General features: G+C 42.8%; 11 protein-coding genes and 1 pseudogene. 8 read left to right on the top strand and 4 right to left on the bottom strand.

Annotation, left to right across the window (positions count from 1 at the left end; all coding sequences use genetic code 11):
- The first annotated feature begins 5 nt into the window (after positions 1–5).
- The 8 genes and pseudogenes from J2Z69_RS08190 to J2Z69_RS08155 all read left to right on the top strand — a co-directional run.
- Positions 6–1,307, top strand: a complete 1,302-nt coding sequence (locus tag J2Z69_RS08190; protein WP_209860994.1) for a pyrimidine-nucleoside phosphorylase — start codon at positions 6–8, stop codon at positions 1,305–1,307.
- 510 nt (positions 1,308–1,817) lie between these two features.
- Positions 1,818–3,248 carry an Ig-like domain-containing protein gene (locus tag J2Z69_RS08185; protein ID WP_209860992.1) on the top strand — a complete coding sequence of 477 codons (1,431 nt, stop codon included), beginning with the start codon at positions 1,818–1,820 and terminating at the stop codon, positions 3,246–3,248.
- Positions 3,249–3,567: 319 nt separating this feature from the next.
- Positions 3,568–3,726 carry a hypothetical protein gene (locus tag J2Z69_RS08180; protein ID WP_209860990.1) on the top strand — a complete coding sequence of 53 codons (159 nt, stop codon included), beginning with the start codon at positions 3,568–3,570 and terminating at the stop codon, positions 3,724–3,726.
- A 470-nt stretch (positions 3,727–4,196) separates the two neighbouring features.
- A complete protein-coding gene (locus J2Z69_RS08175) occupies positions 4,197–5,885 on the top strand; it encodes a methyl-accepting chemotaxis protein (protein WP_209860988.1) in 1,689 nt (562 codons plus the stop codon).
- 229 nt (positions 5,886–6,114) lie between these two features.
- Positions 6,115–6,843: an amino acid ABC transporter ATP-binding protein gene (locus J2Z69_RS08170; RefSeq protein ID WP_209860986.1), complete on the top strand. Its 729-nt coding sequence runs from the start codon at positions 6,115–6,117 to the stop codon at positions 6,841–6,843.
- Between the two features lie 28 nt (positions 6,844–6,871).
- Complete coding sequence (locus J2Z69_RS08165; protein ID WP_209860984.1) at positions 6,872–7,675, top strand: transporter substrate-binding domain-containing protein; 804 nt, start codon at positions 6,872–6,874, stop codon at positions 7,673–7,675.
- A 3-nt stretch (positions 7,676–7,678) separates the two neighbouring features.
- Positions 7,679–8,329 (top strand): amino acid ABC transporter permease, encoded by a 651-nt coding sequence (locus J2Z69_RS08160; protein WP_209860982.1) that lies wholly within the window; start codon positions 7,679–7,681, stop codon positions 8,327–8,329.
- Positions 8,330–8,344: 15 nt separating this feature from the next.
- A pseudogene (locus J2Z69_RS08155) lies at positions 8,345–8,986 on the top strand (amino acid ABC transporter permease); the annotation flags it as partial.
- 227 nt (positions 8,987–9,213) lie between these two features.
- Here J2Z69_RS08155 and J2Z69_RS08150 read toward each other — a convergent pair.
- From J2Z69_RS08150 to J2Z69_RS08135, 4 genes are read right to left on the bottom strand one after another with little or no spacing between them, the layout of a single operon-like run.
- Positions 9,214–10,593, bottom strand: a complete 1,380-nt coding sequence (locus J2Z69_RS08150) for a sulfatase family protein (RefSeq protein WP_245339097.1) — start codon at positions 10,591–10,593, stop codon at positions 9,214–9,216.
- A gap of 9 nt (positions 10,594–10,602) precedes the next feature.
- Positions 10,603–11,442 carry a carbohydrate ABC transporter permease gene (locus J2Z69_RS08145; protein ID WP_209860978.1) on the bottom strand — a complete coding sequence of 280 codons (840 nt, stop codon included), beginning with the start codon at positions 11,440–11,442 and terminating at the stop codon, positions 10,603–10,605.
- A gap of 13 nt (positions 11,443–11,455) precedes the next feature.
- On the bottom strand, positions 11,456–12,349 hold the full coding sequence (locus tag J2Z69_RS08140; RefSeq protein WP_209860976.1) for a carbohydrate ABC transporter permease: 894 nt from the start codon (positions 12,347–12,349) through the stop codon (positions 11,456–11,458).
- A gap of 23 nt (positions 12,350–12,372) precedes the next feature.
- Positions 12,373–13,698, bottom strand: a complete 1,326-nt coding sequence (locus J2Z69_RS08135; RefSeq protein WP_209860974.1) for an ABC transporter substrate-binding protein — start codon at positions 13,696–13,698, stop codon at positions 12,373–12,375.
- Positions 13,699–13,718 lie beyond the last annotated feature (20 nt).

The following is a 13,718-nucleotide window of genomic DNA, read 5'->3' as shown; positions in this document are numbered from 1 at the left end:
CCCCCATGAGAATGGTTGATCTAATAGAGAAAAAGCGGAATGGGAAAGAACTCACCACAGAAGAAATCAACTTTATTATTGAAGGCTATACGAAGGGCGATATTCCCGATTATCAGGTTAGTGCCTTAGCGATGGCGATTTATTTCAAAGATATGAATGAACGTGAACGTGCAGATTTGACCATGGCGATGGTGAATTCAGGCGAGACGATTGATCTGTCTGCAATTGAAGGCGTCAAAGTAGATAAGCATTCAACAGGCGGAGTAGGTGACACGACTACGTTGGTTCTTGCTCCATTAGTCGCAGCACTCGATATTCCTGTTGCCAAAATGTCTGGGCGTGGTCTAGGTCACACAGGCGGTACAATTGACAAGCTCGAAGCAATCGAAGGTTTCCATGTGGAGATTACGAAAGATGAATTCACACAACTTGTTAATGAACATAAAATTGCTGTCATTGGACAAACGGGTAATATCACCCCTGCGGACAAAAAGCTGTATGCGCTTCGGGATGTAACCGCTACGGTGGAAGCCGTATCTCTGATTGCAAGTTCTATCATGAGTAAGAAGATTGCCGCAGGTTCAGATGCTATCGTGCTGGATGTAAAAACCGGAGCGGGCGCATTCATGAAAACTACGGAAGATGCGAAGGAACTGGCTAGCGCTATGGTACGCATTGGGAACAATGTAGGCCGGAAGACGATGGCCGTGATTTCGGATATGAGCCAGCCCCTAGGATTCGCAATCGGGAACTCGCTTGAAGTGAAGGAAGCGATTGACACCTTAAAAGGTCAGGGACCCGCAGATCTTGAAGAACTGTGCTTAGCGCTTGGGCGTCAAATGGTATACTTGGCGGGTAAAGCTTCGTCCTTAGAAGAGGCAGAAGAGATGCTTCGTGAAGTGATTCATAATGGGAAAGCCCTTGAGAAATTCAAAGACTTCATTCGTAACCAAGGTGGAGACCCTTCCATCGTCGATCATCCAGAGAAATTACCTCAAGCTAAGTATCTAATCGAAGTTCCTTCCCGTGAAGATGGGGTAGTAGCTGAGATTATAGCCGATGAGATTGGAACAGCAGCCATGCTTCTTGGAGCAGGCCGCGCAACCAAGGAATCGGAAATTGATCTTGCGGTAGGACTTATGCTGAATAAGAAGATTGGGGATGCTGTGAAAGTAGGCGAATCCCTCGTGACTATTCATGCCAACCGTGAACAGGTAGAAGATGTCATTCAAATGATTTACGACAATATTCACATTGCAGATCATGCAGATGTCCCTGTACTAGTCCATGGCATCGTAACGGAATAGCATATCTTTTGAAAGAATAGCATATTAAAGCCCAAGGTCCCTGACCTTGGGCTTTATTTGCAGTTACTAAGGCCAGGGTTGTACATGATGGCTCTGGCCCTAATTTCACAGACCTAACCAAAGTGACCCAGAGAGGTAATGCATTAAATGGATATATATAACTATTTTGGATTAAAAAGGTTTACATTCTTAAATTGCAGAATGCATAATGATGAAGAAACCTCAATCCTGTCAGATCAAAAGGGTTCAGGGGGTTTGATGTAAATCTTTGAAGATGGATGAAATCAGAGCTTGTTATCCTTATCTAATCGTGCGCATCCCAGACGGTGACAAAGGGCCAAGAAAAGAGGATTTAAGAGCAAAATTTAGCTTCCGCAATATTCTACTAGACTACATAAGAATGGATGGAGACGTCTTAGAGTACAAACACCAGGGTATACTTGATGCTTGTATTTTAGGGCTTTTTTCATATGTATGCCATCACAATAATAGAGAAGGATGTGGGCTTAGTTGATGAAGAAATGGAACATGTGGAACGTGAGAGTGACAGTGACAGGGATTTTGTTAGGTGTACTACTAAGTATAGGGATCTTAAGTAGCCCAGCTTCAGCAGCGGTCAACGATCCAGAAGTGGTTTGGAGCAAATATTACCCTAATATTCACGTTTTTAATACTCAAATAAGAGAGCAATCAGGCATTATAAGCTTGGTTGGCTACAATAGCTTATATAGCACCCCATATACAAGAAAACAAGAATTTTATTTGGCAAGAATAAATATGCAGGGAAACATTATTTGGTCAAGACTTTTTTCACCCGACAAGTATAGTAATTTTTCTTTTGGTGATGCAATAGTTTCTCGGGACGGAGGTTTTATTTTAAGAGGTTCTTTCCAGGATCAAAATGGATTACGAAGTTTTTATATAGCTAAATTAGACAAGAATGGGATTGTAATGTGGGAGACAATTCTTAATAAAGAAGATTCAAGTCAAGAAGTGCCTTTTATGATAGAGACCAATGATTACGGAATAGTGCTAGCTCTTCGTAGTTATAATGGTTCTGAGTATACTACAACAAAACTTATAAAATATAATTCGGATGGAGTGAAAGAGTGGGATTATTTAGCTGTTTCTAGTTCGCCTTCTGGAGCTCTACTTCAAGAAGATGGAACACTTTACTCTATTCTTGAAGATGCTGAGGGGAATTATTATGTTATAGGCGCTGAAGAAGCAGAAAAAAAGGAAGCAACAATTTGGAAATTAAATTCTTCCCGTCAAATAATATGGAAAAAAAAGTCTAACCAAATTAGACCCAGTATGGCACTCGCATCTGATGGAGGCGTGGTAATCCAACATTATGTTAATAGTGATAGCTTCAATCTTCTGAAGCTCGACAAAAATGGACAAGAAGAATGGGATAAAAATATTGGAACGGGGTACTGCAGGTCAATTCAACCTGTGTATGGAGCAGGTTATGTCTTTGCTTGCAATGAAGGTGTATATATAACGAAGGCGAACGGGGAGCTCAAATCCTATACCCCTTTAGAATCCCGTAATGTGGATTCTAAAGCTGTCAATCATGGCATTATACTCATATCCAACATAAATTACTTTGAACCAACAAATGATTTTTCACTCAAATTGACCTATCTCTCTACCGAGGGTGAGAACCCTCCGGGTCAGCCTAACGCAGCAACAGAATCTATAGCATTCAGTGATGAGGAGTACAGTATCTCCGTAGGCAAGACCTTGTCTACTCAGATTCTCGCTAAAAAGGAAGGCAAAGATTATAATGTCACTCAAAATGCTGAGATTACTTCGGATGATCCCTCCATTGTAAGTGTGGACAAAGCAGGTGAATTCACGGGGATAAAAAAAGGAACAACGACGCTTACTGCGACGTATGGCGGTAAGACAACATCGGTGAAAGTAACGGTATATTAAAAAGCTGAACAATATTTGAACACAATCTGGATGGATGTCCCTGTTCTATTTGATGGAATCGTTACCCAATAGCATAGAAGTCCTAATGATGTGGAAGACCAAGGTCCCTGACCTCGGTCTTTCTTTGCAGTTATATGGACAGGGTTGCAATTAATATCTCTAGCCCTTACCTCTTATGCCTTCTAAAATAACCCGAATACATTATTAAATAACTGGCTCTATTCTCCTGTTTTCGCCAAAAAAGGTTTACCATCTTGGAGTTCAGGGTACATAATACTTGAGAAATTACTTAAACCTATCAAATCAGGAGGATTACTGTATGAGCCTGAAAGTCCATGAGATTGGAGCTTATTATCCCTATCCATCGTTCAGACCCCAAACGGTGACACAGACCAAAAAAGACGAGGTAGATAAAAACCGTAGCTTCCGAGATATTTTACAAGAGAAAATTCAAACCTCTAGTACGAGAACTAGATAGTAATATAAATACATACACCTATGCCAACTACATATCATTGATGGAAATACCCTAGAATACAAACATCAGCTTATACTGATGCTTGTATTTTAGGGCTTTTTTCATATGTATGCTATCCTATCAAAATGAGGGATATGAGCTTAGTTAGTTGGGCACATTTATAATTTTGTTATCCGGAAGCAATTGGGCATTACGAACTTAGTGGTATAACTAAAATAGCTATGCAAAAAAGGAGAACCATTCTACTGCATGTTGAGTAGAAGGGTCTTTTTTATGTTTTTTTCGTGGAAGACTGAACTAAACTATGAAAACTACCGTTAATATAAACATATCGCCAGATTTAACAAAAAAATGATTCTCTATGCCTAAAAATAGGGTATATTATTCGTTGAGAGGGGACGAAAGTTATAATATTGAATGGGTAAAAATAGAACTTACATACTAATTTTTACAAGAAAGGTGAAATACATATGAATATAAGAAAAAAGCTGTTCAGTGGTTTTGCAGTAACTATACTCCTGACCCTGATTGTGGCCACGATCAGCTACGTCCAGCTCTCCACTATAAATAAGTCTTATTCACATTTGTTGAATAATCAGGTCACCAATATTTTGTCGGCCAAAGAATTACAATATATTGTGACCAAGCAAGCGAAGGACCTTAGAGGGTATCTTCTTACGGGAGACAATGAACAACTTGATGCCTATAGACAAGGGCGCGCTTCTTTTGCTAATGAATTGAAGCAACTGGATAACAAACTTCCGGTGGGACAGACCAAAGCTGTTCTTAGTGAGCTGAAAGATTTGGAAGCTAAGTATGCTAGTGTAACAGTAGATATTATAGCGGCCAAACAAAAAAATCAGATTGACGTATATACACGCATGGTACAGCAGCAATGTGTACCCATGGCTAAAGCCCTTGCTGATAAGGCGAGTAGCTTAGAATTGCTACAGAAGAAGATGCTGGATCAGACCGCGGCCGATACCAGCCGAAGTGTCAACAATGTAAAAAATACTGTAATTGGCGTATCTATACTAGCCTTTTTGATCGGTGCTCTGATTGCTTATGTATTCGGTCGAATGATCTCTAGACCGGTGACGGTACTGGCTGCATCTGCTAAGCAGATTGCAGCGGGTGATCTGACCATTCAGGATATTCAGTTGAACAATAAAGATGAGATTGGTCAGATGGCGCAAGCATTTAATAGTATGAAACACAATTTAAAAAGCTTGCTCAACACGATCAGCGAAAGTTCGCAACAGGTAGCCTCAGCTTCTAGTGAACTATCCACAGGTTCGGAAGAAGCTGTGCAGACCGCAAATCAGATGCGCGAAGCAGTCATGGATATCTCTGGCGCTACGGAGCGTCAGGTTCATTCGATGAATGAGAACAAGACCTCACTACAAGAGACAGCGACTAGCATTTACCGGATTGCAGATTCAGCCACGACCGTAGCTTCCTCCTCAGAACGTGCTTTGAATGATAGTGCGCGAGGAACCGAATTCATGAAACTAACGATACGTCAGATGGGGACGATCGATGAACGTGTTCAGGACTCCTCTCAGATTATTAATGATCTCGGGGAACAGTCGAAGAAGATTGCCCACATTACAGAGCTAATTCGAGATATTGCAGGTCAGACTAATCTGTTATCGCTGAATGCTTCTATTGAAGCCGCACGTGCAGGAGAGCATGGAAGAGGTTTCGCCGTTGTAGCTGGCGAAGTGAAGAAATTATCGGATCATTCTACGCAGTCGTCAGAGGAGATTGCCTCCTTAATTAACAATATGGTCAAAAATATCGAAGGAGCCGTAGTCTCTATGGATAAAGGGGCGGAAGAAGTACGTTCCGGTATTCGGATTGTAAGTCAGGCAGGCGAAGTATTCCATTCTATCCAGACTTCCATTGAGACGGTCACCGAGCAAGTACAAGAAGTATCTGCAGCATCCGAACAAATCTCAGCCGGAACCGAGCAGATGATCCAATCTGAGGAACGTGTAGAAGAACTATCTAGGCATATTGCAGGAAATTCACGTCTCCTTGCGATGGCTTCTGACAAACAAGTGAACAAGATGGTAGGCATATCTTCAGCGGCAGAGCGTCTAAGTTCATTGGCACAAGAACTGCAAAGTGAAGTACAACGGTTCAAGATTGATTGAAAAAGAATGATCAAAATAATAAGTCAAATAAGCCCACTCCCCTGTCTAGGTGGAAATGGGCTTTTTTTATATCGTTCAATCATTTTATTTTACATATTCATCCTTAAATATAATTTAATGTTTCAAAAAAACAGAAAGTTGAGTTATGATTGTTAACATATAATTGTAAATATGTATTAATTTATGTTGGTATAGAGTTGATTTATAACTCTCAGAACGGAGTGTACAGATGATTTCATTTCGACAGGTCAATAAATATTATGGGGATTTCCAAGTCCTTAAGAACATTAATCTGGACGTCGTCGAGGGAGAAGTGGTTGTAGTCATTGGTCCTTCGGGTTCCGGCAAAAGTACACTTTTGCGCTGTATCAACCGGCTGGAAACTGTTACGGAAGGACAACTCGAAGTAGACGGTACCCAAGTAGATGAGAGCAAAGCTGATATTCAGTCTCTACGGAAACGTATTGGGATGGTCTTTCAACATTTCAATCTATACCCGCATTTGAAAGTCATTGATAATATTACACTAGCCCCGGTACAGGTCCTCAAGATCAGTAAGGAGGAAGCGCGGCGCACAGCAATGACCTATCTTGAAAAAGTAGGAATTCGTGATAAAGCTGAGGCTTTTCCTTCTGAGTTATCTGGTGGACAACAGCAGCGGGTGGCTATTGCCCGGGGGCTTGCAATGAAACCCAAAATTATGCTGTTTGATGAGCCAACCTCAGCACTGGACCCCGAAGTCATTGGAGAAGTTCTAAGTGTAATGAAGCTTCTCGCCAGTGAAGGAATGACCATGGTGGTGGTGACCCATGAGATGGGATTTGCTCGTGAAGTAGCGGATCGCATTATTTTTATGGATGAAGGACGGATTCTGGAAGATACTACACCCGCTAAATTTTTCGCTGAACCTGACCAGCCACGTGCCCGCGAATTTTTGAGTAAAGTCATTAATCACTAATGAAACGAAGATGAGAGGGGTAACCATAATGAAGAAGAATCATGTTCTAAGCTTAGGGACTACAGTGATGTTAACGCTTACGCTTGTATTGTCAGGATGTAATGCTAAGGACAGTAGCGGCCTGAAAGACATTAAAGATCGCGGCAAACTCGTAGTCGGTGTGAAGTATGATACAAAATTATTTGGATTAAAAGATACCGCAAGTGGAAAGGTAGACGGTTTTGATATTGATATGTCCAAAGCGATTGCCAAGAAAATTTTCGGAGACGAAAACAAGCTTGAATTAAAAGAAGTAACGAGCAAGACGCGAATTCCTCTGCTTAACAATGGAGATATCGATCTGATCATAGCTACCATGACCATCACCGACGAGCGGAAGAAACAAGTAGATTTCTCTAATGTGTATTTCAAGGCAGGTCAATCCCTACTTGTGAAGCAAGGAAGCAAAATCAAAGGCCTTGCTGATATTACAAAAGATACGAGGGTCATTGGTGTTAAGGGCGCAACTTCAATCAAGAATATTGAAGATAAAGTATCTGGCTTAAGTGTACTTCAGTTCGAGAATTATCAAGAAGCATTCACAGCACTCAAAGCAGGCAAAGGTGATGTTCTTACTACTGATAATGCAATTCTATATGGCATGAGCAAGCAGGACCCGGGATATACCGTGGTCGGCGGGACTTTTACAGATGAGCCTTATGGGATTGCGGCTAAGAAGGGGAATACGGATTTACTGCAAGTAGTAAATGATACGATTTCAGAATTGAAAGATAACGGGCAATATGCGGCGATCTATGAAAAATGGATTGGCGAGAAGCCTTCGGCGGATTAAAGTATGGATTTCTCCGTTCTCACTCAGCATTGGGCAGATTATCTAGAAGGATTTCTATATACAATCTTTGCAAGTCTCTTAGGATTGGTAGGCAGCTTTATCTTGGGAACACTGATCGCAGTGTTTCGCATATCCCCTGTGAAGGTTCTTCGAGGTGTAGGGACTGCGTATGTAGAGTTCTTCCGCAACATTCCGCTGTTGCTTGTCGTATTTATCTTTTATCTTGGCCTGCCCTCAGTGGGTATACAGCTTAACGGATTCCAGGCAGGCACCTTGGGACTTACAATTTATACCTCGTCCTTTATTGCCGAGGCCATTCGGGCTGGAATTCAATCCGTGTCTACAGGACAGTTAGAGGCGGCGATCTCATCGGGCTTAACTTACGCTCAGGCGATGCGGTTTATTATTTTGCCTCAGGCAATTAAGATCGTAATTCCACCGATTAGCAATCAATTTCTGAACCTTGTGAAGAATTCTTCCATACTAGGTATGGTGGCAGGAATGGACTTGATGTATTTTGCAGATCAGGTGAACTTGGAGACGTATAATACGATGGATACTTATATCTTCGTGGGCATGTTTTACCTGATTCTTACTTTCCCTTTAGCTTATGCGACACGTGTCTTAGAACGTCGTATGGCTAGAGTAGGTTAAAGGGAGCTGAATGGTATGGATTTCTCACAAGCTTATTCCGTGCATAATGTGCAGTTTGTTATTGAAGGTTTTCTGTATACGCTTCTGCTTGCAGCTGTAGCCATTGTATTCAGTTTCATTTTAGGTGTAGCTCTAGGCGTTGTTCGGTATTCCCATATTCCAATTGTATCGCCGGTTATCGGATTGATTGTGGAGACCCTTCGTAATCTTCCTTTACTGCTGCTCATCTTTTTCACTTATTTTGCCTTGCCGCAAGTTGGACTGAAGATGTCCCCATTCTGGGCGGCTGTTACTGCCTTAACTTTATTTGAAGCCGCTATGATATGCGAAATTGTGCGGAGTGGATTAGCATCGGTGAATAAGGGAATTGTGGAGGCTTCCCAATCTTCAGGTATGACTCGGATACAGACACTTCGTTGTGTTACGCTGCCAATCGGTCTAAGACGGATGGTTCCTCCATTAGTTAGTCAGTTTATTTCTCTATTAAAAGATACTTCGTTGGCTGTTATTATTGCGCTTCCTGAACTTATGCATAATGCTCAAATTGTGATGGGACAAGGTAACAGTGTAGTGTTCCCTACACTTTTCTTAGCAGCCCTTCTATATTTTATTGTGAATTATAGTCTTTCTCGCTTTTCCCGTAGACTGGAGAGTCAGGAAGGCAAGCACAGAGGTGTGTCTAGAGGGAGAAATACGCCGAAGGCCCGAATCACGCCGCCCTCAACAAGTGTAAAAAGTTAATCTAAGACAGCATGCATAGTAAAAACTTAGATCATACAGGGAATATACTGTGAAAGATAACAACAAAACCCCAAAAGATAAAGCGAACCTATCGCTCATCTTTTGGGGTTTTACATAGCTCCTGCGTAGCCTGAATATGGGCATTAGCCTCGTGCTTCCTGAGCGCTTACTTTGCGTTGTCCGCCATCTTTCTTAGTAGCAGGCACAATAGTTGGGGGGGCTTCGCCCGCCTCCTCCATTCTGCGGAGTAGCCGCTCACGTAGAACGGCACTGACCTCATCATGGGAATCCCAGCCGATTAAGTTCGTAAGTTCATAAGGATCAGCATCAAGATCGTAAAGATAGGCTTCTTGGTACATTTCAGCACCCTCATGTGTATACCCATCTAGATCGGGAGCTATGACGCCATATTTCCATTTTCTAGTTCGAATTGCTCGTCCTACTTCACTTTCACTAATCTGTATGAACACTTCCTCTGGCCATAGAAGAGGAGACTGTCCACGTAGAATAGGCAAGATGGATCTACCCTGCATGTGAGAAGGGACCTTGATACCTGCAGCATCTAGCAGTGTGGGGGGAAGGTCAATAAGGCTAACCAGTTCCTGCACTTTTTTTCCTCCAGAAAATCCAGGTCCTGTAATCGCGGTAGGAACACGAATCGAGCTATCATGCCCCGATCGTTTGTATTCCTCGTTCCTTGTCTTGAAATGGTTCCCGTGATCTGAGGTGAATAGAAGGATCGTATTCTGCTCTAAATCCAGACTTTTCAAAGCATCTTGAATTCGACCTAGCGCTTCATCCAGCCGTTTGACCATCCCATAATATCCGCCGATATGCTGATGGACCGTACCTCCAAGAGCAGCAAGGTCTGGAGGAAGCCAAGCACCATTATAGCGTTCGCGGTATCCCGTAGGTGCAGGATAGTCATCCCTGTGGTTCTGATGATGGGGCTCTAGATAAGACAGGAATAAGAAGAAGGGATCGTCTTGATGACCATCAATATAGCGAATGGCGGCATCGGTAAGTGCATCGACCCGGTAACCTGGCAGCTTCACCGGCTGATTGTCATTGTTGTAGACGACAGTATGATAAGCATCCGAGGAGAATTCCAAGATATTTGAAGCTAACCAATATTCGTACCCCCTACGTTGTGGGGCAGGGACGGGTTCTTCGTCTGCCAGATGCCACTTGCCAATGTATCCGGTATCGTACCCATCTTGCTGAAATAGCTCAGCGATGGTCTCTAAATGATTAGGCAACGGAATTCCATTGCGATAACAACCAGAACTAGTGGCATAGTGCCCAGTCTGTAGACAGGATCTAGCAGGTCCACATACAGGCTGACAGGTAAAAGAATAATCAATATGGGTTCCATAGGTAGCCAATCGGTCGAAATTCGGTGTGAGTCCCATAGGGTTACCATGCACTCCGGTGGTATCCCATCGCTGCTGGTCCGTAAAGAACACGATGATATTTGGTTTTTGTGGATGAAGAGTAGCCATATTGCTCAGTCCTACTTTCATAAGAATTAGTTATTCTTTTACACTGCCGGCAGATAGCCCGGCCACCATGAATCGCTGAAGAAATAAGAACACCACTAGCAGCGGGACGGTGGCTATTACGGCAGCCGCAGCAGCCGCAGACCAGTTATAACTAAATTCCCCAAGGAATTTAAGAGAGAGTCCAGGGCTTAACGTCCGCATATCCAGATCACTAACTAAAGTTAGTCCAAATAAGAAATCATCCCATGCGACTAGGAACGTATAGATGGATACGGCCATAATTCCTGGTTTGGAAAGGGGGAGAATTACACGAATTAACGTTCCAAGCTGCGTAGCCCCATCCATTTCAGCAGCTTCTCCGAGTTCCTTGGAGATATGATCAAAGAACGTTTTCATTAACATTATGCAGAAAGGCAGTGCAGTAGTTGTAGATGCTAGGATGAGGGCCGCATACGTATTCAGTAATCCTAGTGAACCATATAACGTATAGAGTCCGATGAGCAGGGTGACGGCTGGGAACATTTGTGTTGAGAGAAATAACACGAGCAAGATACCCATGCTAGGAAATCGGAATTTGGAGAATCCATATCCAGCAAGAATAGAGACTAGTACAGATAATAGGGTGGAGCCTGCCGCGACGATAAAGGTATTTTTATAGAACATTAGAAATTCTTCTGAGGCAAGCACCATGCGGTAACTTTCTATGAACAGATTCTGAGGAGCCCAGTGAGGAGGGAACTGGAACAAGGCTGCATTATTCTGTAGTGAAACATTGATGATCCAATAGACAGGGAACATGAACAGCACGAACAAGATGAAGAGTAAGCCATATTTGAAGGATTGAACTACAGTTTTTTTATTAAATTTCATAGTTGGCATCCTCCTACCCTTCCCTGCTGGCGTGAGCCATGCGATACAGTGGAATGGAAAAGAGTAGCAGAAGAATCATCCAGATCACACCGATAGCAGCTCCCAGGCCCAGATCGTATTGTTCAAAAGCTGTTTCATAGGTGAGTATCGCCAGTGATTTTGTCGCTCCGACCGGACCGCCATTCGTTAATGTATAGAACAGCGTAAACATCTGGAAATTATTCACCGTCATAAGTAAGGCCACATTCGCAAGTACAGGCTTTAGGGATGGCAGGGTAATATGAAAAAAAGAACTACGAGCGCCTGCGCCATCGATGGTAGCTGCTTCATACAGGGAGGCGGGAATGTTCTGTAATCCCGCTAGAATCATAATGGCCATTAAAGGTGTTTGTCTCCAGATGGCTACGCCCATCACAGCGGGTAGAGCTAGGGTAAGATCATTCAGAGCATTTAATTTATGATCCGATATCCCTGTTGTCATTAGAATTTGATTCAATACTCCATAGTCTCCATTGTAAATAACCAAGAAAATAACGGCGGACACAATCGTGGGGATGGCCCAAGGAATAAGCATAATGCTGCGAAAAAAACTACGAAACCGAATTTGGCTGTGCAGCAACAGGGCGAGTATAGTGCCTAGAATAAGCTCAATTCCAACCACACAGATGACATACAATAGCGTAACACGTAAGGAATGATAGAATTCTGAAGAGGAGAGCAGCGTTATGTAATTTTGAAAACCATTCCATGCATGATCCTCTGATAGCAGAGAATCATCCAGGAAACTGGCATAGATTGAACGAAATAAGGGAGTGACAATGGTTATACATAATAGCAACGCAGCCGGTACAATCATGGTCATGCCAAATAGCTGCTGCTTGCGTCTTCGGGTCCATCGTTTTCTCATGATATACACGGCTCCGTTACGATTTACTTTTGATATAAAGCTTGGATCTTAGGCAAAACTTTGGCGATAATTGAGGGGATGTCTTCATTGGTAGTCGTAGCAAGTACACTCAAATTCGATGCTTCTTTCATCGCATTATCGAATTTTGGATTGGCTGTGGGGAAGGCCGAAGCTGTCTTCATCTGTTCATTGAATACTTTGGCATAGTCATCTTCGTTCAGCTCAGGCAAGGCCGATACGGAGGTAAGCGAAGAGAGGACTCCATTGAATTGATGATAGATAGTAAGGGCATCTTTGGAGACCAGATAGCTAACAAATTCAGCAGCAGCATCCGCATGCTTAGAATCTTTAGCAATAAGTAGCTGATGTTCGGTAAAGACAGTCTCCGAGCGTCCCGTTTTATTTACTGGAACCACAGTTACTCCCCACTCTTTATCAAAAGCTTCGCCTTTCCCGCTCATCGTACGGAAGTTATTTCGGCCAAAATCTCCATCAATCAAGAAACCTAATGATCCATTAGCGAACATACCCCGAAGATCTTTGATCTCCGCTCCTACCGGTGTAATCTTCTGCACGGATAATTGACGTAGATAATTCAGGGAATCCGTTAGAGCTGTCCCTTCACCCAAGACCAATGTACCTTGATCATCCACAAGTTTTCCGCCATTAGAGAGCACGAGACGGTATAACATTTGCCCAGTGTAAGACCCTGTTTTTGTAGCTTCACCTAGACCATATACAGGACTTCCGCTTGCATTGCTCTTCAGGGCCGTAATCTTCTGAGCATCCAGAAGCAGTTCTTGCCAAGTCTTTGGTGGTGTATTGGGATCAAGGCCGGCTTTTTGGAATAAAGTCTTGTTCCAGAAGAGGGCATTTGGATGTGGGGTCCAAGGCAGGGCGTAGACTGCTCCGTTGAAGGTAACCCCATTCTTACTCGCAGGCACAATGTCTCTAAGGATGTCAGCACTAATTAATTTCTCGAGAGGACTTACTACATTCGCTCCTACGAATGCAGGAGTAAAACCTTGATTAGACATAAGCACATCGGGTGCATTGCCCCCTTTAGAAGAGACAAGAACTTGATCTTTATACTGGGCAAAAGGAATACCCACAGATTTGATCTTGATCTTCGGATGTGTTTTTTCGAATTCTGCGATTAGTTTTTCATAAGCTGGTTTGGTTGCATCTTCTGTAGAGATCCAATTGGCAAAATTCAGCTCAATTTTCGCATCCTTGGGCGTAGAACTAACCTCTTGCGCAGAAGGAGTATCTTTTTTTGTCGTGCAAGCAGTTAGGGAAGCGCCTAACATTACTGTTATCAAGCCGATGGCCCATGGTTTGGTATTCATATCTTTATTCTCCTTTTTCA

It is taken from the genome of Paenibacillus shirakamiensis (assembly GCF_017874255.1).
Classification (GTDB): domain Bacteria; phylum Bacillota; class Bacilli; order Paenibacillales; family Paenibacillaceae; genus Fontibacillus; species Fontibacillus shirakamiensis.
Note: the sequence above shows the minus strand (reverse complement) of the source record. Positions and strands in the feature narration are given on the sequence as shown.

Coding starts and splice junctions, on each gene's coding strand:
- J2Z69_RS08190 (WP_209860994.1), top strand. CDS start 6: ATGAGAATGGTTGATCTAATAGAGAAAAAGCGGAATGGGAAAGAACTC.
- J2Z69_RS08180 (WP_209860990.1), top strand. CDS start 3,568: ATGAGCCTGAAAGTCCATGAGATTGGAGCTTATTATCCCTATCCATCG.
- J2Z69_RS08175 (WP_209860988.1), top strand. CDS start 4,197: ATGAATATAAGAAAAAAGCTGTTCAGTGGTTTTGCAGTAACTATACTC.
- J2Z69_RS08170 (WP_209860986.1), top strand. CDS start 6,115: ATGATTTCATTTCGACAGGTCAATAAATATTATGGGGATTTCCAAGTC.
- J2Z69_RS08165 (WP_209860984.1), top strand. CDS start 6,872: ATGAAGAAGAATCATGTTCTAAGCTTAGGGACTACAGTGATGTTAACG.
- J2Z69_RS08160 (WP_209860982.1), top strand. CDS start 7,679: ATGGATTTCTCCGTTCTCACTCAGCATTGGGCAGATTATCTAGAAGGA.
- J2Z69_RS08150 (WP_245339097.1), bottom strand. CDS start 10,593: ATGAAAGTAGGACTGAGCAATATGGCTACTCTTCATCCACAAAAACCA.
- J2Z69_RS08145 (WP_209860978.1), bottom strand. CDS start 11,442: ATGAAATTTAATAAAAAAACTGTAGTTCAATCCTTCAAATATGGCTTA.
- J2Z69_RS08140 (WP_209860976.1), bottom strand. CDS start 12,349: ATGAGAAAACGATGGACCCGAAGACGCAAGCAGCAGCTATTTGGCATG.
- J2Z69_RS08135 (WP_209860974.1), bottom strand. CDS start 13,698: ATGAATACCAAACCATGGGCCATCGGCTTGATAACAGTAATGTTAGGC.